Origin of the sequence: Spirosoma foliorum (genome assembly GCF_014117325.1) — a bacterium.
In the GTDB taxonomy this organism is placed as follows: domain Bacteria; phylum Bacteroidota; class Bacteroidia; order Cytophagales; family Spirosomataceae; genus Spirosoma; species Spirosoma foliorum.
The window spans coordinates 3,040,534-3,062,904 of the sequence record NZ_CP059732.1 but is presented as its reverse complement, the minus strand read 5'-3'; the positions used below and the strand labels follow the sequence as shown (position 1 = coordinate 3,062,904).

The following is a 22,371-nucleotide window of genomic DNA, read 5'->3' as shown; positions in this document are numbered from 1 at the left end:
CAGACCCGATCTACTAATCGGCTAGTTCGGTGGGCGAATAACCAAACCGTTTTTTAAACGCGTGGCCGAAATGAGAGAGATTTTCAAAACCAACTTCTAAATAAACATCGGAAGGTCTTCGTCTTTTTTCTCTAATCTGATAATGAGCAAGTTCCAGCCGTTTGTTTGTCAGCCATTTCTGAGGAGTTGTCTGGAAAGTTCGTTTAAAGTCACGTTTAAAAGTCGTCAGACTACGACCCGTCAGGTAGCCGAACTTATCGATTGACATGTTGAACATGTAATGCTGCTCCATAAAATCGGTTAGCCCAATCTTGCCCGGTTCATCGAAATTGGCCAGTATGTGATCAATATCGGCATCAATCGTTCGAAGAATGGTAATGGCTTCGTCGATTTTTAGTGCAGCAATGACATCGGGCAACGTTTCGTTCAGATCAAAATAGGGAACTAAGGAGGCCAGACAACTTTGTAGAAGTGGGTGTTGATTAAAGCTTTGAAATTTAGGCGTTTGGATACGCTTCACGTCAACCTTATTTCTGGAATAAAAATCGGTTAGGCGTTTGGGCGTCAGATGCATGACGGCCGACTGGTGCGGGAGGCCGTCTTTGGGGTAATTGATAACGGTCACGAGCTGATTCCTGGGAAATAATAAGGTATCACCCGCCCCGAACAAATAAGTAGTATCGCCCTGAACGATCTTCGTTTCTCCCGAAATAAACCACACCAATAAATGATGTTCAAACAGAACATCAGCCTTATAGAATTTATCGTCAAAGCGCGACAGCTTCAAGTCGGGATGTATGTATTGTGCCTGGTAGCCCATACGTGAAATTTCAACTAACTATAACTGACGCTATTCTGCGGCAAATATCACACCGGTCAACTGCTCACTCAATGTCCATAATCGCTTCGCATTTTCCGCATCGACCGAGTAGGGCTGTACTCCCCGGAGAGTTAAGGGCTCATCATATCGATGCTCAATAGTTCCTAAATCTAATTCAGCAACATCGGCATTTTCGCAATAGACACCGCCAATATCTGTTAGTTGCGGGTTGGTAGCACACCAGACGGTTGTGGAAGCCCCTTGTGGTATGGTTTTTAGTTTCCGGGCAACCTCCGGGAATAAATTCCCCTCTGCATCATGCGTACCCATTCGTTTAAATAAATCCATCGGGGCAACTCGTCCGAGATCAGTTCCATTGACTGAGCCGGGGTGAAGTGAATAAGCACGCACGCCTACGTTTTTGCCTCGATGGTCCAATTCTACCGCAAACAGGTTATTCGCTGTTTTGGACTGCCCATAACCCACCAGCGTTTCATAATCATGGTGTTCAAAGTTCGGGTCCTCAAAATTGAACGGAGCTATTTGGTGACCGAACGAAGATACATTGACAACTCTAGCGCCAGCGGCCTTTTTTAGGGCTGGCCAAAGTCGGGCTGTGAGCTGAAAATGCCCAAGGTGATTGGTGGCTAACTGCGATTCGTACCCCCGCGCATCTCGTTGTAGGGGCACCCACATAATCCCCGCATTGTTGACCAGAATATGAAGCGGTTTATCAGTTGTGAGGAATTTTTGGGCAAAAGCGTCAATCGAAGCAGGGTTCATTAAATCCATCTCTTCAATCACGACCTGCGGAATGCCCTGCAGGTTTTTGGTTGCTTTAGCTAGATCACGGGCCGGAACGATAACATGGGCGCCTGCTTCGATAAATGTCTTTACAGTTTCGACCCCAATACCAGCATACCCGCCGGTTACGATGATTGTCTTCCCGCTAAGGTCGATTCCATTGATGACATCGGAAGTGGTTGAAGTAGCGCTAAAACCTGAGTTAATTGGCTTTTGGAGGGCGCCATTGTAATTGTCTACGTTTGCTAATTGTTCCATTGGTTGATTGTTAACTTGTTGGAACAAAGGTAGACTGGGCGGATTTTGAGGATTTTGTTTTAAAGGCCGAATTTATTGGTTTTAAGGACCACTCATAATGACTCGCTCGTCTCCATGTTCGGGTTAACTCAACCTAGCCCATCTTTTTATTCGTCGCCCGAGAGCAAGCCCGCTACGCCGAAAAGCACAGTCCCAATAATTTTCGGCCCAAATTTCTTACCCGCAAATCGGCCAAATTCACTCATCCACTTGGTCGTTTCCAGGGCTTTGGTACCAATTTCCCGTAACGCTTCTGGCGCTTCTTTACCAGCAACCCTTTTTTTGAAATAGAAAACAGGGGCACTAAGGCCCGCTACTGATGCACCTACCAGAGCGCCCGTTACCGCACCGATCGTTCCAGAAACCTCTTTACTCGATTCCTCTAATTTCTTCCATTTCTCTTCGAAATTGTAGTCGGTTGTATCCATGGCTTATGTCTGCTTGGGGCGAATGAAGGAAAGTAAGACTAAAGATAATTATTGACAGGATTCATTCAATGGGGTTGTTTGACCGCGACCTTATTGCGAGGGGTCTTGTTGATACGTTATTGCGGTGATGACTATAGGCCAATCCTGAAGATCAGAGTTATATAACAAAAAAGACAACCCATTTGAGTTGTCTTTTTTGCTATGTATAAATGCTGTTTCTAATTCTTTAAAATCCAGGATTCAGCTTGAGTCAGTTCATTGATAGCTGCCATCTTGGCAACGGCTTCATCCCGAACGGCAGAACCTACTGCTGCTACTTTATATAACTCTTTCTCATCCTGAGCTGGCATGATAACAAAGGCATCTTCATAACCTGCTTTGCGTAATTGGCGACGTAGTTTCAACGCATTGTGTTTGCTTAAAAACACGCCGGCGATTACCGTAAAATGTGGTCCTGTTCGAGCAGGCTTACTGACAACCTCAGCAACTTTTTCAACAGTTTTTGCTTTTGCAGCGGTTGAGGCTTCAACTTTCGCTTTAACGTCGGTAGGTACAACAGTCGCTACAGCTACAGTAGGGGCAGGAGCCACAGGTTTTACTGGGGTAACGGCTGCTGGTTTTACCTCTGTAACTGGCGTAGAAGTGACTTTGGGAAGAACAGCAGCTTTTACGGGTTCTTTTGCGTCCGCAGGACCCTTGAAGAAATTAGCCGAAACCCGGAACAGATTGGCCGGATCGAGGCTACTCTGAAAGGGCTGATCTGGCTGCATCACGGAAAAATAGCTAATAAACCCTAGTGAGCCAACCAGCAAGGCAATAGCCGCTACGCGCCAGTAAGGACGAGCTGGACGATAAGGAGTTAGCGATACTTCTTCTTCCTGAGAAAGAACCGGACCCAGGGCTGTTACAGGTACGGCTTCAAGCGCTGGTTCAAGTTGAGGTTTACGATTAACCGCTTGTACCGATAGGGCACTCATACCATACGCTTCACCAAAAAAGTTGTGCCGAAGGCTTGGTAAAAACTGTAGGCGACTTTCATCATTATGGGTAAACGTGCCAATACCTTCTAGTTCAAATCGTCCTGTTTTTTCTACTTGTTGTCGTAACTCAGCTACAAATGAACTCACGTACCGTTGCGCACCTTCGCGAGTGACAGGCTCATGGAGCATAATATAGTTGGTCAGAATACCATCGTCGAAACGAAGTGCTTCGTTGAACGCAACGCGTTTGCGAGGGGGCAGATACTGACCAGAAGTTTCCGTGAAACTTGCTGATTGGTAGTGCGTTAGAAAGGCCCCTAGCTCAGATACGACTACGCAATCGTACTGATACAGCAACTTTTTAATATAATCGTTTACGGATGCCATAGCGTGCGTCGGTGGAGCGGTTAGAACGAATAACTGATTCCTCCGAGAAAGTTAAGACCTTGTGTTTGATAATACAAATAACGCTGGTAATTCTGGCTAAAGATATTATTTAACGCAACAAATGCCGATACCTGTTTTCCAAGGAAATAGTCAATTTTCAGGTTAGCATCGTAAATGGGTTTCAGCGTGTACGTGATGCCGGAAGTAAAGTTCTTGTTTTGAATGCCTTCATAAAAATACAGGTCGGCAGTTACAAATAGTTTTTTATTCAGAATGTATGAGTTGGTCCAGGTGGCCGATGTACGTGGACGACCCCAGGCTGCTTCGAGCCGATCAAGCCCGTAATTGAAAAAGTCTGCTTTAAGGGTCGAACGGAATTTGTCTTTCTGGGCATATGCCAATTGTCCCGAGACTGTCAACACATTCGTGATGCCGCCATCATAGAGAACAAAGAATTTTGTTGAGTCGGGCGTGCTATTGTTGAAGGTTGAGAAGTTTCGGTAGCGAGCGTAGGAAACTTTGCCCTCGTAAGAAAAACCTCCGCCTAAAGCTCCTTTCGTACCGCCGTAAATATCAATGGACTTAACAGTGTTAGCCAATAAAACTTGTGGGGCAAGCCACTTATTCTCACCGAGTAACGAGCGGAGGGTATTTCGGTTAATATCGCCGTCGACACCGGCAAAAATATGGATGTTACCCACCGGAGCTACATCTACATCAATGACTGGAAACGCTCGCGTGTCGTTGATACCCTGTCGCTGATCGGTTTGGTTCACGGCATTGATACCCGCCGTTACCGTGAATAAAGACGTTGCGTATTTAAAGGTTGGCTTTACCCGAAACAGATTCCGGTTATCAAGTATTGAGCCGTCTGTTCGTTGAGTGACATAAGCATCGGCCGCTATAAGTGCATATACATTATCGGTAATACCGAGCGACGCATTGAAGTTGGTTCCCCAATCCGTTTCAGACGCATTGAACCGGTCGCTCAGCGAGGTGATGCCTGTGCGTAACGAATAGTCAATGGTATTATCTGAATTCGCGTTTTCAATGCCAATTTTGAAGTTGATTGTATTGAGCCGTTGTTTGATCAGATCAGGACTGAACGTGGGTTGTGCCGCATATTCGCGACTATACCCGTAAAAATTATAGGCATTCCGGTCATAACCTAGGTCGGCCTGGAGTTTGAATGCATCGGTTAGGTATTTTCCTGTTACCCGAACACGAGTATCGCTTTGGGCTGAATTCTTGCCATCCACGGGGCCAAGGCCAGACGATAAATGTCGAACAGATCCCTCCAAGGCAAGATTCGAAAGCGCATTAATACCTACAAAACCTTCCCCTAAAAATGAACTGTAATTTCCAGCTCCTAGCTTAACGTAATTGCTGTAGGCTGGCGTTTCATCGGCCTGGCCAAGGGCAGGATTCAGCACACCTGGCGTAATTTTAGGGTCGCCGATGGTTAGTTTTCGGTCTTCAAACTCATAAGTTAGTTTCCGTTGTTCAGCCGATGGCTTTACGGATGGAATCTTATTGAAAATTCGGTTAGCAGGAGGCAGTTCAATCTTCCGGCTTTTTTCGACCGTAATTTCCTGATTATCTACTTCGCCTTCTTTCACAGGACGCGTTGGCTTCGGCTGTTGTGCATACAGCGTTGCCGACAGAGAAAGGAGAGAGAGGGTGAGTAAGGGGCGGGTTGAATGAATCATACGTTTGATGTATGATATATGATGTATGATGTGTGATATAGGATGTGGGATGTAGGAGATACGAAAGCAAAGAGCAATTTGTACGTCATACACTATACATCATACATCATACATTATACATCATACATCTAATTTTTAGATTCCAGCGTAGCGAGCTTTTGTTTGGCTTCGGCAACGATGGTTTCGTCAGATGAGTTTTCGATGATGGAATTCAGAACGGCTTTGGCCTGGGCGGGCTCGTCGAGGGCAACGTTGTTATCAGCTACCAGAATGAACGCTTTGCCTTTCCAGTATTCGAAATCGCTGAACTGCTCGTTGAATTTTAACAGCAGAGCTACCGACTCCTTGTACTTTTTCTGCTTGTAAAGAATCTCGCCGAGGTGATATTGGGCTTCGGCTCCGTTTACATCTTTAGCAAGTGCGATGGTTTTTTCAAAATCAGCCTGAGCCGTTTTGTAATCCCCTTTACCTTGTGCCACTTTACCCAGCATCAGTTGTGCCCGGTTCTGGGCTCCCGATACGACATTTCCTGCCGTTAAAACGTCACGCGCAACAGCAGCGGCTGAGTCAGGTTTCGGATACGCGAAATAGGTGTCCATCAAGCCAAGCTGAGCCGCTACCTGTTCGGCTTTACCATTGGCTTTGCTCATGATAATCTGATAATTCCGGATGGCACGTGGGTAATTTTTCTGCTTCGCTTCTAACTCAGCCGCACGGGTAGCCGCCCGAACCAGGTAATCTGATTTGTTATCGGCCACCACTAAATTGTAATACCGCAGCGCGCTGGAAGGATCATTCGTTTGTCGATACGATTCCGCCAGATAATAGCGGGCTTCATTTGTGCTAGGGCTATTGGGGTATTCCTGCATAAACGACAGTAGCGACTGAATGGCCTGAGAATACTTTTCGTTGGCATAAATATTCTTGGCGTTTTCGAATTGAACCCGCTCCACATCGGTACTAGCCGGATTGGTTTTCTTATACTGCCCCAGTACCTGAGAAAACTCTTCGGGCCGACCAGCATCATTAAGCGTATTCTGAATACCGAGTAACGCACTTTGAGCCTGCTCCGAATTGCCGTAATTATCTAAAATGCGTTTGTAATCGGCAACGGCAGGGTCATATTGTTGAATGTTCCCATAAGCAATGGCCCGCTTTAACAGAGCCGCTGGAACGAGTGTGCTGTTAGGCTTGTCCTGAATTAACTTCGTATAACCTTGAATTGCAGTCTGATAAGCACCTTTCTCGAAATCGACATTCGCTTTTTGTAAGAGCGCTTCATCGACAAAACGAGAGTTCGGGAACTGGCGTTGTACCTGATCGAATTGGGCTTTGGCTTCAGAATCACGGCCAACATAGCTTAAGATCATGGCTTTCTGATAAGCAGCATAATCTTTATCGGCAGCATTTTGCGCAATAGCCTGATCATAATAACGCATAGCGTTTTCGTATTGCTTCGACGAAAAATAAGTGTCGGCTAACCGAATGGTCGCATCCTGAAGCTGAGCCCGATCATCGGATGCGCCACCACGACTGACGAAATCGCGGAAGTAGGGGAGTGCACGCGCGTAATCTTTCTTGTTGTAATACGCATAGCCGAGCGCATACAAACTCTTGGTCGCGTACTCACCTGAGCCTGATTTCGAGATGCTGGCATAAAGCGGGATGGCGGTATCGTATTGCTTTCCTGCCGAATACGATTCGGCTTTCCAGAATTGCGCGGCTTGTTGCAGATTATTGTCAACCGGGAATTTCAGCGATTTATCCAGATTGGCTACCGCCTGAGGATAGCGTTCTGCGTTGAAATCATTGACGCCCTGATTGTACGTTAAGCGTTGGTAGGTCGCATTGATTTTAGACGTCCGGCGTTTCAGCCCTTCAATGTAAGCAATGGCAGCCGGGTAGTTATTAGAGGCATAATAGGCTTCCCCAACCAATTCGTTGGCTTCATTTTCAAACTTACTATCAGGATATTGCTTCAGAAAGGCCGTCAATTCTTTTACCGCGTCGGCGCCGTTGTTTTGATCCAGTTGGAGTTTTGCGTGCGTGAATTTCGCTTCTTCCTGAATTTCACGATTAAACGATAATCGTCCGGCCTGATCGAAGGCGGTCAGCGCATAGGTTGGGTTTTGTGTCTGTAAGTAGCTGACCCCTAATGTATATGCTGCATATTGAGCAGTGGTATCTTTCCCGCCTGCGAGTGGTTTAAGCTGGGTAATCGCATCATTATACGCACCGGTACGGAACAGCGATTGACCATAACGGAACTTCACGGCACTAGGTGCTTTGGCCCCTGCGGCATTAATGTATTGTTTGTAATACGGAATGGCTCGGGCAAACTGGTTTTGCTGGTAAAAAACTTCGGCTGTAAATAAGGCTACTTCGTTCAGGCTACCTCCATTATTCCGGCGGAGTAGCGGTTCGGTGTAGGCCAATAAGTCATCAAATCGCTGTTGTTTATAGAGCGCCTGAGCAATCCAGTTCGGTACCTGGTTCTGATAGGTTGGGTTGGTTTCAATCCGCTTGAAATCGGCAACGGCTTCGTTATAATTCCGGTTGCGGAAGTTGATTACCCCGGCATAATACGAAGCCGCAGGAGCGTCGGTAGAGGTAGGGTCTAGTTTGACCTCGTTTAAAAGCGGCAACGCATGCTGTAAATCCTGCGTACTGTAATAGGAGAGAGCCAACTGGTATTTATAGGTCGTTTGCTGAGCGCTATTTCCCCCCTGATCAACAGCTTTTTCCAGGAAACCAATAGCTTTCGTATAATCCTGACGATTATAGTAATACGTACCTAAATCACCGTACAATTGTCCCGCTTTGGGGTGCTGGCTGTGGTTTTTAACAAACCGATCAACAAGCAACTCGGCGCCTGGCTCGTCGATGTAGAGGCTGGTTAGGGCGATGTAATATTCGGCTTCAACCGCATTTTGGTCGCCCGTATTGAGTAACGTTTGCGAGCCATCACCCCGGCGCGGTTCGAGGTATTGGCGGAATTCGTAGCGGGAAGCGGCATAGTTAGCTCTTTCGAAAAGTTCAAGCCCGTTTCGATAATGGTAGTCGGGTTCGGCGTTGCTTTGTGTTCGTTGAGCTAAGGTCGATACTGAAGTAAATAGCCCAATAGTCAGAAAAAATAGCAACCGAAACGAAGTCTGGCAGTGCGATTGGTGTTGACCTGATTGGGTGGTTGAATAGGGCATAAATAAAATAAAAGTTTCAGGTTTCAGGTTTATCATTTCAAGTTTGCCGTTGATGAAGACCGCTTTGACGGTTCGGTTGAAACCTGAAACTTTGAACCCGAAACTACCATATGAGAAGATTGCGTCGTAGTTTCGCTGGTAATTGACAAATATCAGGTCAATTCTGGACAAAAAACGAAGGTATTCCTGTTTCCGTATGAAAAAAAACGCCCGGCTTCTGTATTTACTTACTGTCTGGACATTTTTTACTCCATTTTCATCAACTGCGACCGTCTTTCCTGCCGATGACGAAACGCTCCCGGCGGCATCACCCAGCGTGACCTATGTGCTTTCGATGCCCGAACCTCAGACGCATTATTTCGAGGTAGAAATGCAGCTCAAAAATATAGCTGCTTCAACAAATGCCAAGAAAAATGGGTACATCGATATCAAAATGCCCGTCTGGACACCGGGATCTTACCTGATTCGGGAATATGCCAAGAACGTAGATGGGTTTACGGCTTCTGTAGGGGATAAGAAGATTTCAAGTGAAAAGATTCGCAAAAACGCCTGGCGAGTATACACGAACGAAGATAATCTGACGATTCGGTATAAAGTATATGCCAACGAACTCACCGTCCGGACGAGTTTCGTAGACATTGATCATGGCTATGTGACGCCCGCTGGTGTATTTATGTACCACGACGCTCTAAAGAACATTCCGTTGCGAGTGGTTGTGCAGCCTTACAAAACCTGGAAAAGTGTGGCTACCGCTCTGGAACCCGTAGCTGGTCAGGATTTTACCTACGAAGCTGCCGATTTTGACTTGCTGGTTGATTCACCCATCGAGATCGGCAACCACAAAACATTCAGCTTCACCGCGTCGGATATACCACATACCGTGTCTATGTTTGGCGACGTTGACTACAACGAAAAGCGCCTGGCTGAAGATTACAAGCGGGTTTGTGAGGCTGCCGCCACCGTAGTGGGCGAGCATCCGTGCAAACATTACACCTTTATTGTTCACCATATTCCGCCGGGTGGAGGAGGCCTGGAACACCTCAACTCGACTACGCTCGAAACCACGCGGAATGCCTATGCTACTGAGGCCAATTATAAACGATTCCTGTCGCTGGTAGCGCATGAGTATTTTCACCTCTGGAATGTGAAGCGTATCCGGCCCGTAGCGTTGGGACCGTTCGATTATGAGAATGAGAACTACACGCACATGCTTTGGTTATCAGAAGGCTGTACGTCGTTCTATCAGGAGTATATTTTGCGTCGGGCGGGTTTTCATACACCAGATGCCTATTTGACCCTCGTCGCCAGTGGCATTACCGAGATTGAAAATCAGCCTGGTACGCGCATACAATCGGCGGCTGAGTCAAGCTGGGACGCCTGGATTAAGGGCTACCGGCCTAATGAAAACTCGGCCAACACCCAAATATCGTATTATAGCAAAGGGAGTGTTTTAGGCACGCTGCTGAATTTGGCCATACTGGCGGGCAGCAGTGGTCAGCGCAACATGGATGATTTGATGCGGCTCCTGTATAACGAATATTACAAAAAACAGAAGCGGGGGTTCACTGACAACGAATTCCGGCAGGCTGCTGAACAAGTGGCGGGGCGGAAGCTCGATGATTTCTTTAACATCGGGGTAAACACGGCTGAGCCCATTAACTACGATGCTTATTTTGCGCCCGTTGGGATGCAGTTAGTGAATCTGGCCAGTAAAGTTCAAGACGGTTTTCTGGGCGCTGCCACGACGATTGCCAATGGAAAATCAACCATTTCAAGCGTCCGTCGCGGATCAGCAGCGTACAACGATGGCCTAAACGTGGGCGATGAAATTATTTCGGTCGATAAAGTTCGGGTGGGTGATGATCTGCTTCGAGTCATTAGTGGCCGAAAGATGGGTGAAACCTTGAAAGTACTTGTCAATCGGGGCGGGTTTGTTCGCGAAATTCCAGTTACGCTTACTCAAAACCCATTGGTAAGTTATCGTCTGGAGCCACTACCTAATCAGACGGCAGAGCAAAAAGCACTCTACAACAAGTGGTTGTATATCAAGTAGCTGGTTTTTAAACGGAGAGGCACGCAAAGCACAGGGTTTTACATTTTTAGTGTAAATAATCCTGTGCTTCTATGTTTAAGTGGCTACCTGAATTTTACAAAAACAGGCTCGATTTTACCCCCACCCCCTGAAGGGGGCTTAGTTCATCGTGGGAATAAGCCCCCTTCAGGGGGGTGGGGGTAAGTTATTAAAAATCTGATTTTTGCGCAGGTTCTAAGTCATCAACGTTTCAGATACTTATTATCGATCGAAGATTTATTAGTAAGAGTGGTTATTGCCAATCAGGATTTACTTCAATGTTGGACGGAGCGTAATTAATGTATTGTACAAACCGGGGTTCTCTCGACCTATTTGGAGAACTACCATGCGGTAAAGCCTGATGCCAGATAATAAAGTCACCCGCATTGGCAGCGATCGATAGGCGTAGTGCCGAAAGCATGAAGGTTCTGCGTTCTGGGATTGGCCTGAGGAGGCAGTTGGGTAATCCAGTCGGCGATTCGATGCTGGAATCCAGGCACTAAGGTAAAGGCTCCCTGATTAGGCTGGGTATCGGACAAGTAAAGCAGACCCTGCAGCCCAAACGGAATTGGGAGAGTTAAGCTGACATCCCAATGTAGATTAGGTCCAGGAAATTGCCAGCTTTCTGTTTCGGGTGGATTAAAGCCGACTCGGTCGGTAGATACCCACAAATCCGTTCGATTCCGCAACTGTTCGTAGGCTTTTCGGATACGAATCGACGAGCGGTTCCTGGCCAAAAGTGGATGTTGAAACAATTGAACCATGATTCCCTGTTGCATTGGGCTGGGCCGGTACCATGTTTCGGACTTATAGCGGTCAATATCAATGGAATCACAGATCAGCTGAATGGTTTGATCGCAATCCTTGCGAGAAACTGCATTTCGTACAATCACATAGCCATATGTATCCCAGTGCGTAATATCCTCAAACGTAGCGCATGACCTAACGATGAGTTATGATGTGAATTTGGCCAACAATGGCTACGCCCGAATAATTAGTGGGTTATAGGGGTTTCATTGAATCTTCCACAATAGCCAAAGGCGACCAAGCGGTCGCCTTTGGCTATTGTGGAAGATTGCCAGATTCAGAAAGCTCGGTTGCTGTTGATCCAAATTCCTTTTTAAACGCAAATGAAAAATGCGATAAATCTTCGAATCCTAGATCCTGGTAAATATCTGTGACTTTTTGCCCTTTTTCTTCAATCAGGAAACGGGCTTCCTGTAACCGTCGTTTCACCAGCCAGCGATTGGGTGTTTCATCAAAAATGGTTTTGAAGTCTCTTTTGAAGGCCGACAAACTTCGCCCGGTAAGGAAGGCAAAGCGCTTCATGTTCACGTTGAACTTATAATTCTTTTGCATAAACGCTTCCAGATCTACTCGGCCGGGAACGCCATAATCAAATAACACATCCGATAATTCTGGCTGTAATGCCAGGAGGATCAGCAATAATTCCTCCCGTTTTAAGTCAGAAAAAGTAGTGCTGATAATGCCGGAACCATTGTAGTAAGGTTCCAGCGAGAGTAGAAAGCTGTTGATTAACTTATCTTTTTTGATCCGAATGAACGCATCTTTTGACGTGTGCTTTTTTAACGTTATGGTGTGCTTTTGCTGGAAATTTTTCAAAAATGGTTCATCAAAAAAGATAATGACTTTTTCGAACTCGTTGTTCGATTTTATTTTGTTGTAACGGGCCAGTCTGTTTTTACGAACCAGGCAGCTTTCGCCGGGGCTGAGTATATAGTGCTTGTTGCCGTCATAACCGTTCATGGTTCCCTTTGCCAGAAACAAAAAGAAATGCTCGGCAATGAATTGCTCCGGCGATATAGCCGGGCCTACGAAACACGATTTTATTTCCGTTATCTTCATTGCTTTGCCTGCAATTTTATATCCTGTACTTCCAAAATAGATTTGCTATATCCTTTGGCTACGCAGTTAATCATGGCCAGTCCTACTTCCCGCATGGTACAGGTCCAGTTAGGGAGAATGGATAGCCATAATGGATAAAAAGCTTCGAAAACACGGTAAATCAGCCGCACGTTCTGTTGCCCTTTTACCGGTTTCATAAATCCAGGGCGAAAAGCATACACGGCTTTAAATGGTAATTTCAGCAACGCATTTTCGGTTCGCCCCTTTACTCTTGCCCACATAACTTTTCCCTGCTCGGTACTGTCGGTACGATTTCCTGAGACATAGATGAAGGTCATTGCTGGGTTGATTTCTGAAAGAGTTTTGGCAAATGGAACGACAAAATCATACGTCTTTTTGGTAAACGATGCTTCATTTTCGCCAATACTACTGGCGCCCGCGCAAAAAAAGCAGGCATCATATTTTTTTAGTTGCGCACTGTACTTGTTGATGTCTGAAAAATCGTTTACAATCAACTCGCTTAGTTTTGCGTGTTTACGGGCCAGTGACCGTCTATTAATGATAAGCACTTCTGTTACTACGGGGTTTTCTAGGCAGACCAGCAAAACGCCTTCGCCTACTAATCCTGTTGCACCGGTGATGATTAGTTTCATGGCTATTTCGTTTTTACAATACCTAAGTTGATTAAACTAGTGGCAGTCGCTAAAATTGCCTCTTCGGTAGAACGTGGTTTCCAGCCTAGTTGCGATATGGCTTTTTCACTGCTTGCTCTTTTTACCATGCCTAAATACGGCTCAACCGCTTTGAGTTTCGGATTGAATAGGGCCAGTAATTTAATGAGCCAATTTGGTAATTCTCTGGTTGGGACATTTGCGGCTTTTTCGCCCAGATTTTTTCGGAGCACATTAGCTACATCCAATAGCGAAAAACCGTCTCCGGCAACGGCAATAAAGCGTTGTCCGTTAGCCTGAGGCATGGTCATCGCTTTCAAATGCAAGTCGGCAACGTCACGGACATCCACGTAGCCCGAAATTAGTTTAGGGCAGGCTGTCATATCACCATTCAGCATTTGTTTAATATTTTGAATGGAATGCGAAAAATCGTCCGACAAAATGGGCCCCAGCACACCTGTAGGATTTACTACGGCAAGTTCCATTCCGTCGCCTTCCGTTTCGATAAAATTCCAGGCTGCTTTTTCCGAAATGGTTTTCGATTTTTGATAAGGAGCCACGGTTTCGTTCAGTACTGTCCAGTCTTCTTCCGTGTAAGGGGTAGTTTTTACGGTACCCATACCCACTGCTCCGAAAGCCGACGTAAGTACTACTCGTTTCACGCCTGCTTTCCTGGCTGCCCGAAGCACAAACAGTACCCCGTTTTCGGCCGGGATAACGAAATCATCCTCTGTTTTGGCGTCTGTATGAGGTGTAGGCGACGCTACGTGAATAACATACTGGCAGCCTTCCGTTGCTTTTTCCCAACTCGATTCGTTTTCTAAATCAGCTTCCGCAAAAGATAACCCCTCAACTGAACGCAAGCCGCCTTCTTTCAGCATTTGTTTTACCAGTTCAGATTTGTTGAGTGACCGCAGGGTAGCTTTTACCTTATACCCACTCTTGAGCAACGCAATGATGCAATAAGAGGCAATAAATCCTGAACCTCCAGTTACTAATACGGTTTGTTGAGTTTCCATGTCATGATTGAACGTTTGATACTGCAAAGTTCAGCCATGCTATGGAATTGTGATTTGTTGAAAAGTCCAAACTAGTTTGTTGAAAAGTTCAGATTTTTCTAACGAAGACCTATGGGGTAGCGGGTAATCACAGTTTACTGACCAATGTTGCCAACCCAAAGAGTGTATTTCTTATTCGATTTGGCTGGTTTCTGAAAGCCTCGGAGATCGTTGCCTACTACTACAAGGTCAGTCTGTGGAATTGTTTCCAACTGCAGAAACATAGAACCTGTCGACTGAAGCCGGGGCTGACAATTCGCAATACGCACTTTCTTGCTGGCGGTTACGCGGATATAAGCTTCACTTTTGGCCGAGTGCATCGCTGTAACGCCATCCACTATTGCCTGATCCACATCGTTGAGCACAACGGCTGGTCGATCATCCGATTTTTGATAGGACAAGTGTAGGTTATGCATCGAAAAGTTGCGGACATGGCGTACCTGAAAACCATAGGCATTGTTTAAACCAAATTGCTCCGCATCTGGATATTTTTTCTCATTCTCCGGCAGAGCTCGCTGAGCATCCTCCAAGGTGCCACCTCCAGCAAACGAAATGGAAATATTCGACAAATGCACATTGTCGAGTTCATGACCAGGTAATCCAGCCACTAAACACCCCAGCTTAGACGCGCCAGTAGCCACGATATTCGATAATTGCACATTCCGGAACGTACCAACCGGAACCTCACCCTGATCTTTTTTATACGGCCTTGCCCGGTTGCCTAGTCTCAGAAAAATGGGTACCTGTGGCCCATCGATTCGGATATTGTCGATGACAATGCCATCCAGTTGACCGCCATCTACACTGGCCAGTGTTATACCACTATTGCCCCGAGGATTGCCGTAGATAGCCTTATCTGAAATGACAGAGGGCCGTACTACACAATTGGTAATGGCAATATTCCGAAACCCACCCGACGACTCGGTACCGCATTTAATGGCATTGCAGTGGCTACTGAGGATACAATTGCTGATCACGACATTGTCGACGGGCTTTTCATTCATGCTCTTCAAGGTAATGCCATCGTCGTCGCTATCGCCAAGGCAATTCACAATCCGTACGTTTTTGCAACCGTCGATGTCCATCATATCATTGTTTTTATTGCTATGATTAAACACCTCAATGCCATCGATCAGCAGGTCTTCGCAGTTTAAGTAATGTTGCATCCAAAACCCTGAATTCCGTAGATGCAGTCCGCTGACCGTTAATCCTTTCACGTTAACAAACCAAAGTAGAAATGGTCGGCAGTTGTAGTTTTTAGGGAAGAACTGTGAACTGTCAACAAACGCGCTTCCCTGCCCATCAATCGTACCTTGCCCTTTCAGGGTAATATTTTTTTGACCCTCGGCATAAAAAAGGGCAAAATGAATATGTTCACTACCGTAGTAGGAAATAGCTGGCGTAATAACAGGATACTGCTGTATATCGGTGGCGCCTACCAGGGTGGTACTGGCAGGTATCTCCAGCGTTATGTTGTCTTTCAGAAAAATGGTAGCCGTTACGTACTTTCCTGCCGGAAAGAAAACCGTTCCCCCTCCCTGAGCAGCGCATTCGTCGACAGTTTTCTGAATGGCTTCGGTATCCAGCGTATGGCCATCCCCTTTAGCGCCCCGGCTTTTAACCGTAAAAACGTCGGATTGCTGGGCGAATGCAGGGGTACTCAGCCAGATTAAGGCAAGGAAAAATAACCGTTTATACATACACGACATTCTACAATGATAAGCGCAGCCATCTCAATAGTTTTGTCGTTGTCTATTGTCCGGCCACTGTGTATACATACTGGTTTGTGGCTCAATCGTACCTGTTTTAGAATGAGAATTTTCGTGAGGTGTGAAACAGAAAAAGGCGACCAGTTGGTCGCCTTTTTCTGAAGTATAATGGGCTGATGTTTAGAAAAATACACCCAGAGATAGCATAAGGTTTGTGCTGCGATTACTGGTAGCAACCGTCGGTGTATCAGCACTGCTGGGTAACTCAAAAGGAGAGTAACCCGATTTATAAGTTAGGTAAGAACCCGATACGTCAGCAAAAAAACGATCGTTTCGGACGCCCAGCCCGGCAGTAAGGAGCAGTTTAGAGCGGTCGGCTTTGGCTACTCGATCCAGGTCGATTTTATAAGCGCTTGGCATATAGGCTACTCCGCCCCGTAAACGAAGAATGCCCGCCCGAATTTCGGCACCCGCCCGAATGTTGATCACATTCTGATAGGTATCCTGAACAAAGCGCTTCACATCGTTTTTGAAGTCGGTGTTGTCCTGTGCGTTCGTGAAGGATGAGGTACGTACCCGCATTCCCTGGTAATTCACATACTCTGCCGTTGCGGTCAGGAAGCCAATTTTGCCATTACCGATAAAGTAGGTAGCACCACCTGATGCCCGTAATGGGGTTTGTAGCGAATACGTAAAGTCATTCGACGGATCAACCACATCGACATAGTTCGTCTTCAGTTGCAGATTAGGATCTTTGGCGACTGCCGTCAGGGTTTGGCTAAATGTTTCGTTGGCGCTACTGAAAGTAGGAGTAACGATTGTTGCACCTACCTGAAGTTGCGGAATTAGTTTATAGATAAGGCCAAACGTAGCGTTGATCCCGTTGCCTCTTACACTTAAGCCATTCGTTTGGCCATAGTTCGCAAAGGTTTTCCCATTTACAGGCGTTTCCAGAAAGACGACCTGCGAATCATATTTCAGGTGGGTTAAGGCAATTGAGCCACCAATGTACAGCTTGTCGTCCAGGTTTCCCGAATAGGCGAATGTCCATTGGGAGTGCGCACCCGAGCGAGTAATGGTCGAGCGTTGATCTTTCTGCGTAGTAGCATCATACCGCGTATAAGGCGGTCCTGAATAACTTGGTGTTGTGGTTGTAGTCGGGTTAATCAGAAACAAACCATAGGCCGCAGCCTCTTTAAAATCGGCCTGACGATTATTGGGGTCAAACCCGTTGATCAGTTCCGTTTCGCTATACTGCGCTGCATTGGCCGAATTGACATAAGTCTGCGCAATAGACGAGTTTGGATTGTTATTTAAACCACGGGCATCAACATAATCAAAGAAATTCGCTGACTGCGAGTAGCCTACACCAAACGAACTTCGGCGCCAGCGGCCACTGCCGTTGTTGTTTTTTCCGGGTAAAATAAGGCTCAATTGCCCAATGCTCACTTTGCCGCTGCTACCGGTTGTCTGTTGACCTAAAAACGTGCTCTGATTGTTAGCTGATGTAAACATCGGGCTAATGCTAAGTTCCGAACGGTTATAGAAGGCTAAACCGGCCGGGTTGCCTCCTAGGTTACTGGCATCACCACCCAATGCTGAATGGTTACCGCCAATGCCCCGGAAACGAGCGGTGCCATTCTGATTAAAATCGGAGTAGCGAAAAGCATCATCGGCGTAATCAAAAGCAGCTCCCTGACTAAAAGCCAGATGCGATGCGACCATGAAAGCTACTGTAAAAAAGGAATGTTTATTCATATTCATAAAGCTTTATAAAGCGAATAGGTGGAGTGTAAATGGCTTCAAATCTACGCTACGAGCTTGTTCTTAGAACAGATTACTCTATAAACGTTTAATTACCCCGTTACAAATATGTGAGCTCCACAACACATACAAAACGAAAATCCCCGCTAATTGTCTAATCAGCGGGGATTTTTATTTATAATTTAATTCCTGTTAGCGTGGACCACGTCCGCCACCGCCTGAGTGACCACCGCCACCACCAGAGAATCCACCACCTCCCGAAGGAGCGCTGTAGCTTGGTGCGCTGTAACTACGGCTTGGTTGGCTGTAGTTTGGCTGGCTGTAACTCTGTTGAGGTTGGCTATAGCTACCTCGGCTGCTTTGGCTCTGATAAGACGAAGATGGCTGCTGGTAGCTTGGTTGATAACTGCTTCGGCCGCTACCGCTGCTATAGGTAGAACCACTGGTCGAAGGTGTGTAGCTACCCCGATTGCTCTCACGTGGCCGAGCATAGTATTCGCTATTGCCATTGCTGGAGCCGCTATTGTAAGAAGGAGCTACTGTGTTGGTGCTAGTCCGTCCGTTACTGCTCGAACTGTTGTCGTAGTAGTAACTTCCGCGATTGCTACCACCGCTAGGACGGGCATAATATCCATCGCTTCTCGATGTTGAGCCTGAGTTAGCACTCGTACGGCCACCTGCTGGATTATACGTCCGAGCCGAGTTATCAAAAGGAGCTGAATAGCGCCCTGCCGAACGATCGGCTGTTCGGGCATAGGTCCGGGTGCGATATGGGTCAGCACCAACTACATAAGCGTTGTTGACGTATGAGCCACCGTAATATCCTCCGCCATAGTACGACGAATAGAATGGGCTATAATAACCACCGTATCCATACGCATAGGAGCTATAGAACGGATCATAAAATGAGCCATAGCCGAATGGGCTATAAGCAAAAGCACTGCCGTAGAAAGGAGAGTAGAACGGCGAATAGAATGGACTGCCGAAGCCAAATCCAAAGCTGTTGTAGCCATAACCACCCAAACCCATCCCCATGCCCATTCCTAAACCGAGACCGCTATAGAAGCCTGTATTGTTGTAGCCCCAACGGTTCCAGCTGTAAGCCGATGTTGTAGCGGCATTGTAGCCATTTACAAAGCCTGAATTGTAAGCGTTTGAACCATTGTCGTTCCAGCCTGGATCGGGCGAGAGACCCCGATTTAGTTTACGGGCACTTAACTCGGTGTAATACTCATCGGTGTTGTTCGTGCCCATTGCGCCATACTGCTGATCGTCTGCGTAATCAGGATTGGCATTTCGGAGGGAACGTTGCTGCTGGCGGTCGTAGCGTTGGAGTGAACGACTCGACTGCTGGCCACTGTACCCATCCGACTGTCGATTGCTGGCATAGACTGGTGCATTACCAGAAACACCATACAGATCATCCGCTTCGCTGGTGTTCTGCGCAGTCTGGCGGCTGGAGGTACAACTCCAGATACTAAACAGAGCAGCCAACGTCAGATAAGAATATAGTCGTTGCGTTTTCATTTGGCAAGGGAATTAAAGTAACAAAAACTCGTAAAAACTGCCATTTTAATCTATAACACTAGAATGACAGGTTTGATTACAAAAATAGAGTAAAAACCTATCTTTGCAAGTTATCTTTTAGTTAGATTCCATTTTGTACATAAAGGTTTAATCCGTCTTAAAAAAAAAGTTAAGAATAGTTAAATATAGTCAAGAATAGTCAAGTGTGGTCAAGTATGGTCAAGGGTTGTGAGGAATAGTCAGGTATGGTCAGGAGTTGTCAGGAATGCTAAGCATTTTTTGATTAACCTTGACCAATCTCGACAAAACCTGGCCACTCTTCACTACTCCTGACCACTTCTGACAAACCCTGACTACCCTTAACCATTCCTGACGAGTGAAAACATGGCAAAAGCAATTCCATCCCGTAGTGAAAATTATTCCGAGTGGTATAATGAGTTAATTAAAAAGGCTGATCTGGCCGAAAATTCGGCCGTTCGGGGCTGTATGGTTATTAAACCCTATGGATTTTCGATCTGGGAAAAGATGCAGCGTGCCCTGGATGATATGTTTAAGGAAACAGGGCATTCCAATGCTTACTTTCCTTTGTTTATCCCCAAGTCATTTCTGAGCAAGGAGGCCTCACACGTAGAGGGCTTTGCTAAGGAGTGCGCCGTTGTTACACACTATCGGCTTAAAAATGCGGAAGATGGCTCGGGGGTGATTGTTGACCCAGAAGCGAAACTGGAAGAAGAACTGATCGTGCGGCCTACATCGGAGACGGTGATCTGGAGTACCTACAAAAACTGGATTCAGTCGTATCGGGATCTGCCCTTGCTGATTAATCAGTGGGCCAATGTAGTTCGCTGGGAGATGCGGACGCGGATTTTCCTGCGTACAACTGAATTCCTCTGGCAGGAGGGACATACTGCTCATGCGACCTCCGAGGAAGCACAGGCTGAAACCCAGCAGATGCTGGATGTGTATGCACAGTTTGCCGAAGAGTGGATGGCCGTACCGGTGATCAAAGGGGCTAAAACGGCTAACGAGCGTTTTGCTGGTGCCGAAGATACGCTTTGTATTGAAGCTATGATGCAGGACGGGAAAGCGCTGCAAGCAGGCACATCGCACTTTCTGGGTCAGAATTTTGCAAAGGCGTTTGATGTGCAGTTCCTGAATAAGCAGAACCAGCTAGATTACGTCTGGGGAACGTCCTGGGGTGTTTCAACCCGTTTAATGGGCGCGCTGATTATGGCTCACTCCGACGATGATGGTTTAGTGTTGCCACCAAAACTGGCACCTATTCAGGTGGTTATCGTGCCAATTTATCGTACTGAAGAACAACTGGAGTTGCTGACCGCCAAAATCAAACCGCTGATTCAGGAACTGAAAAAGGCAGGCGTTTCGGTGAAATACGACGATTCGGATGCTAACAAACCAGGCTGGAAGTTTGCTGAATACGAATTGCGTGGGGTGCCCGTTCGGTTAGCGATGGGTGGTCGTGATCTGGAAAATGGCACAGTCGAAATAGCCCGTCGGGATCTGAAAACGAAAGAAACGGTACCGTTCGACGGACTGACCGAGCGGATAAAAGCGTTACTTGACGATATTCAGGAGACGATTTACGCGAAAGCCAAGACCTTCCGGCAATATAATACCTTCCGGGTCGATACGTTCGAGCAGTTTCAGGAGCAGATCGAGAAAGGCGGCTTTTTGATGGCTCACTGGGATGGTACTTCCGAAACCGAAGAAGCCATTAAAGAGGCTACCAAAGCAACCATTCGTTGTATTCCATTTGATCAGGAAGCGGAAGAAGGAGTTTGCGTTTATTCGGGTAAGCCATCTAAAGGACGCGTTGTGTTTGCCAGAGCTTATTAAGTCTGGTCAGGTATAGTCAGTAAATAGTCTAGGGTGGTCAGGAATTGCCAGGTGTAGTCAAAAGCGACTTACCTAAACGGGCAATTTCTGACCACCTTTAACTAGTTCCGGGCTATACCTGACCAGTAACCTGTTCATCGGCTGAAACGGGTGATCTGCCGATATTTTCCGGGCTTCGGTCTATTGCGTTTTTGGTAGTGAACGAACTGCAGTTGTTTTGATACAAAAACTGTAGTCTTAGTAAACTCCAAAACTTTTACCTATGCGTACCAGACGTTCGTTTCTTCGCGATGCCGGAGCTTTAACCCTGGGTGGCCTTGTATTGCCCGAATTGACTAAGGCCGATTCCTTGTTTTCTTCTGTTGCTTCCCGCCCCATTGGGCTTCAGTTATTTACGCTGTTTCGCCCCATGAGCGACGATCCGAAAGGGACGCTCGAAAAAGTAGCGGCTGTGGGTTATAAGGAAATAGAATCCGCATTTAGCTTACGGGAAGGGTATTACGGTTATAAAGCGAAAGAATTTAAAGCATTGGTGGAAGGACTAGGCATGACCTGGCGGGCTCACCATGCCATGGGCGCACCGTTTAAACCACGGCCAACACCACCCGCCAGCACAACGGGAGCTGCCGGTGGGGCTGCTCCAAGGCCAGCTATGGATTTTTCCAAGATACCCCCCATGCTCAGCCTGCGTGATAATTACCAGCAGCTTGTTGACCAGGCGGCTGAAGGTGGATTGAGTTATCTGGTTTGTGCCAGTACACCCGTTGCCACGCTCGACGAGATTCAAAAGTCGATTGAGGTATTTCAGAAAACGGGTGAAGCGTGTAAAAAAGCAGGGATTGGGTTTGCCTACCATAATCACGCGACTGAATTTGACCCAGTTGAAGGAGGAAAAACGCCCTATGACTTGATTCTGTCACAAACCGATAAGGAACTGGTGAAGATGGAATTAGACTTGGCCTGGGCAGTCAAAGCGGGTAAAGATCCCGTTAAACTATTCAAGGAACACCCTGGCCGTTTCCCCTTATGGCATACCAAAGATATTAAGGCCGACCTGAAAACAATCACGGAAGTTGGCAATGGAGTTGTCGATTTTAAGAGCGCGTTTGCTGCGGCTAAAACGGCTGGTCTAAAGTATTTCTTTGTGGAGCAAGATATGGCGGCTGAGCCAATCGAGAGCATCACGACCAGTTACAATTACCTAAAAAAACTGCAAGCCTGAT

General features: G+C 46.6%; 17 protein-coding genes. 3 read left to right on the top strand and 14 right to left on the bottom strand.

Annotation, left to right across the window (positions count from 1 at the left end; translation table 11 throughout):
• Positions 1 to 13: 13 nt before the first annotated feature.
• The 6 genes from H3H32_RS12800 to H3H32_RS12775 form a co-directional block, all read right to left on the bottom strand.
• A complete protein-coding gene (locus H3H32_RS12800) occupies positions 14 to 820 on the bottom strand; it encodes a helix-turn-helix domain-containing protein (RefSeq protein ID WP_182463078.1) in 807 nt (268 codons plus the stop codon).
• Between the two features lie 30 nt (positions 821 to 850).
• The gene (locus H3H32_RS12795) at positions 851 to 1,882 is read right to left on the bottom strand and encodes an SDR family NAD(P)-dependent oxidoreductase (protein WP_182463077.1); all 1,032 of its coding nucleotides are present in this window, start codon (positions 1,880 to 1,882) and stop codon (positions 851 to 853) included.
• A gap of 146 nt (positions 1,883 to 2,028) precedes the next feature.
• The gene (locus H3H32_RS12790) at positions 2,029 to 2,349 is read right to left on the bottom strand and encodes a hypothetical protein (protein WP_182463076.1); all 321 of its coding nucleotides are present in this window, start codon (positions 2,347 to 2,349) and stop codon (positions 2,029 to 2,031) included.
• 218 nt (positions 2,350 to 2,567) lie between these two features.
• Positions 2,568 to 3,716, bottom strand: a complete 1,149-nt coding sequence (locus H3H32_RS12785; protein ID WP_182463075.1) for an HU domain-containing protein — start codon at positions 3,714 to 3,716, stop codon at positions 2,568 to 2,570.
• A gap of 20 nt (positions 3,717 to 3,736) precedes the next feature.
• A complete protein-coding gene (locus tag H3H32_RS12780; RefSeq protein WP_182463074.1) occupies positions 3,737 to 5,425 on the bottom strand; it encodes a TonB-dependent receptor in 1,689 nt (562 codons plus the stop codon).
• A gap of 128 nt (positions 5,426 to 5,553) precedes the next feature.
• Positions 5,554 to 8,625: a tetratricopeptide repeat protein gene (locus tag H3H32_RS12775; protein ID WP_182463073.1), complete on the bottom strand. Its 3,072-nt coding sequence runs from the start codon at positions 8,623 to 8,625 to the stop codon at positions 5,554 to 5,556.
• 196 nt (positions 8,626 to 8,821) lie between these two features.
• On the opposite strand from H3H32_RS12775, the gene H3H32_RS12770 reads away from it, so the two are divergent.
• Entirely contained in the window at positions 8,822 to 10,678 is a 1,857-nt protein-coding gene (locus H3H32_RS12770; RefSeq protein ID WP_182463072.1) for a M61 family metallopeptidase, read from the top strand.
• Positions 10,679 to 10,949: 271 nt separating this feature from the next.
• Here the strand turns inward: H3H32_RS12770 and H3H32_RS38240 are convergent, their stop codons facing one another.
• From H3H32_RS38240 to H3H32_RS12735, 8 genes are all read right to left on the bottom strand, one after another.
• Complete coding sequence (locus H3H32_RS38240; RefSeq protein ID WP_220472639.1) at positions 10,950 to 11,117, bottom strand: phytanoyl-CoA dioxygenase family protein; 168 nt, start codon at positions 11,115 to 11,117, stop codon at positions 10,950 to 10,952.
• Positions 11,074 to 11,475, bottom strand: coding sequence for a phytanoyl-CoA dioxygenase family protein (locus H3H32_RS37145; protein WP_220472638.1), 402 nt, complete (start codon positions 11,473 to 11,475; stop codon positions 11,074 to 11,076). The genes H3H32_RS38240 and H3H32_RS37145 overlap by 44 nt, the downstream gene beginning before the upstream one ends.
• A 283-nt stretch (positions 11,476 to 11,758) precedes the next feature.
• The gene (locus H3H32_RS12760) at positions 11,759 to 12,562 is read right to left on the bottom strand and encodes a helix-turn-helix domain-containing protein (protein ID WP_182463071.1); all 804 of its coding nucleotides are present in this window, start codon (positions 12,560 to 12,562) and stop codon (positions 11,759 to 11,761) included.
• Positions 12,559 to 13,215, bottom strand: a complete 657-nt coding sequence (locus tag H3H32_RS12755; RefSeq protein WP_182463070.1) for an NAD-dependent epimerase/dehydratase family protein — start codon at positions 13,213 to 13,215, stop codon at positions 12,559 to 12,561. Before H3H32_RS12755 ends, H3H32_RS12760 begins: the two co-directional genes overlap by 4 nt.
• 2 nt (positions 13,216 to 13,217) lie before the next feature.
• Positions 13,218 to 14,252, bottom strand: coding sequence for an SDR family oxidoreductase (locus H3H32_RS12750; RefSeq protein ID WP_182463069.1), 1,035 nt, complete (start codon positions 14,250 to 14,252; stop codon positions 13,218 to 13,220).
• Between the two features lie 134 nt (positions 14,253 to 14,386).
• Entirely contained in the window at positions 14,387 to 15,991 is a 1,605-nt protein-coding gene (locus tag H3H32_RS12745; protein WP_182463068.1) for a glycoside hydrolase family 28 protein, read from the bottom strand.
• A 189-nt stretch (positions 15,992 to 16,180) separates the two neighbouring features.
• Complete coding sequence (locus H3H32_RS12740) at positions 16,181 to 17,758, bottom strand: hypothetical protein (RefSeq protein WP_182463067.1); 1,578 nt, start codon at positions 17,756 to 17,758, stop codon at positions 16,181 to 16,183.
• 198 nt (positions 17,759 to 17,956) lie between these two features.
• Positions 17,957 to 19,291 carry a hypothetical protein gene (locus H3H32_RS12735; RefSeq protein ID WP_182463066.1) on the bottom strand — a complete coding sequence of 445 codons (1,335 nt, stop codon included), beginning with the start codon at positions 19,289 to 19,291 and terminating at the stop codon, positions 17,957 to 17,959.
• A 384-nt stretch (positions 19,292 to 19,675) separates the two neighbouring features.
• Here H3H32_RS12735 and proS point away from each other — a divergent pair, with 384 nt between their 5' ends.
• Positions 19,676 to 21,148, top strand: a complete 1,473-nt coding sequence (gene proS / locus H3H32_RS12730) for a proline--tRNA ligase (RefSeq protein WP_182463065.1) — start codon at positions 19,676 to 19,678, stop codon at positions 21,146 to 21,148.
• A 262-nt stretch (positions 21,149 to 21,410) separates the two neighbouring features.
• Positions 21,411 to 22,370 (top strand): sugar phosphate isomerase/epimerase family protein, encoded by a 960-nt coding sequence (locus H3H32_RS12725; RefSeq protein WP_182463064.1) that lies wholly within the window; start codon positions 21,411 to 21,413, stop codon positions 22,368 to 22,370.
• Position 22,371: the final 1 nt, after the last annotated feature.

What these genes read in the sequence shown, in the direction of transcription:
- H3H32_RS12800 (WP_182463078.1), bottom strand. Translation starts at nt 820, where the DNA reads ATGGGCTACCAGGCACAATACATACATCCCGACTTGAAGCTGTCGCGC.
- H3H32_RS12795 (WP_182463077.1), bottom strand. Translation starts at nt 1,882, where the DNA reads ATGGAACAATTAGCAAACGTAGACAATTACAATGGCGCCCTCCAAAAG.
- H3H32_RS12790 (WP_182463076.1), bottom strand. Translation starts at nt 2,349, where the DNA reads ATGGATACAACCGACTACAATTTCGAAGAGAAATGGAAGAAATTAGAG.
- H3H32_RS12785 (WP_182463075.1), bottom strand. Translation starts at nt 3,716, where the DNA reads ATGGCATCCGTAAACGATTATATTAAAAAGTTGCTGTATCAGTACGAT.
- H3H32_RS12780 (WP_182463074.1), bottom strand. Translation starts at nt 5,425, where the DNA reads ATGATTCATTCAACCCGCCCCTTACTCACCCTCTCTCTCCTTTCTCTG.
- H3H32_RS12775 (WP_182463073.1), bottom strand. Translation starts at nt 8,625, where the DNA reads ATGCCCTATTCAACCACCCAATCAGGTCAACACCAATCGCACTGCCAG.
- H3H32_RS12770 (WP_182463072.1), top strand. Translation starts at nt 8,822, where the DNA reads ATGAAAAAAAACGCCCGGCTTCTGTATTTACTTACTGTCTGGACATTT.
- H3H32_RS38240 (WP_220472639.1), bottom strand. Translation starts at nt 11,117, where the DNA reads ATGCTTTCGGCACTACGCCTATCGATCGCTGCCAATGCGGGTGACTTT.
- H3H32_RS37145 (WP_220472638.1), bottom strand. Translation starts at nt 11,475, where the DNA reads ATGCAACAGGGAATCATGGTTCAATTGTTTCAACATCCACTTTTGGCC.
- H3H32_RS12760 (WP_182463071.1), bottom strand. Translation starts at nt 12,562, where the DNA reads ATGAAGATAACGGAAATAAAATCGTGTTTCGTAGGCCCGGCTATATCG.
- H3H32_RS12755 (WP_182463070.1), bottom strand. Translation starts at nt 13,215, where the DNA reads ATGAAACTAATCATCACCGGTGCAACAGGATTAGTAGGCGAAGGCGTT.
- H3H32_RS12750 (WP_182463069.1), bottom strand. Translation starts at nt 14,252, where the DNA reads ATGGAAACTCAACAAACCGTATTAGTAACTGGAGGTTCAGGATTTATT.
- H3H32_RS12745 (WP_182463068.1), bottom strand. Translation starts at nt 15,991, where the DNA reads ATGTATAAACGGTTATTTTTCCTTGCCTTAATCTGGCTGAGTACCCCT.
- H3H32_RS12740 (WP_182463067.1), bottom strand. Translation starts at nt 17,758, where the DNA reads ATGAATAAACATTCCTTTTTTACAGTAGCTTTCATGGTCGCATCGCAT.
- H3H32_RS12735 (WP_182463066.1), bottom strand. Translation starts at nt 19,291, where the DNA reads ATGAAAACGCAACGACTATATTCTTATCTGACGTTGGCTGCTCTGTTT.
- proS (WP_182463065.1), top strand. Translation starts at nt 19,676, where the DNA reads ATGGCAAAAGCAATTCCATCCCGTAGTGAAAATTATTCCGAGTGGTAT.
- H3H32_RS12725 (WP_182463064.1), top strand. Translation starts at nt 21,411, where the DNA reads ATGCGTACCAGACGTTCGTTTCTTCGCGATGCCGGAGCTTTAACCCTG.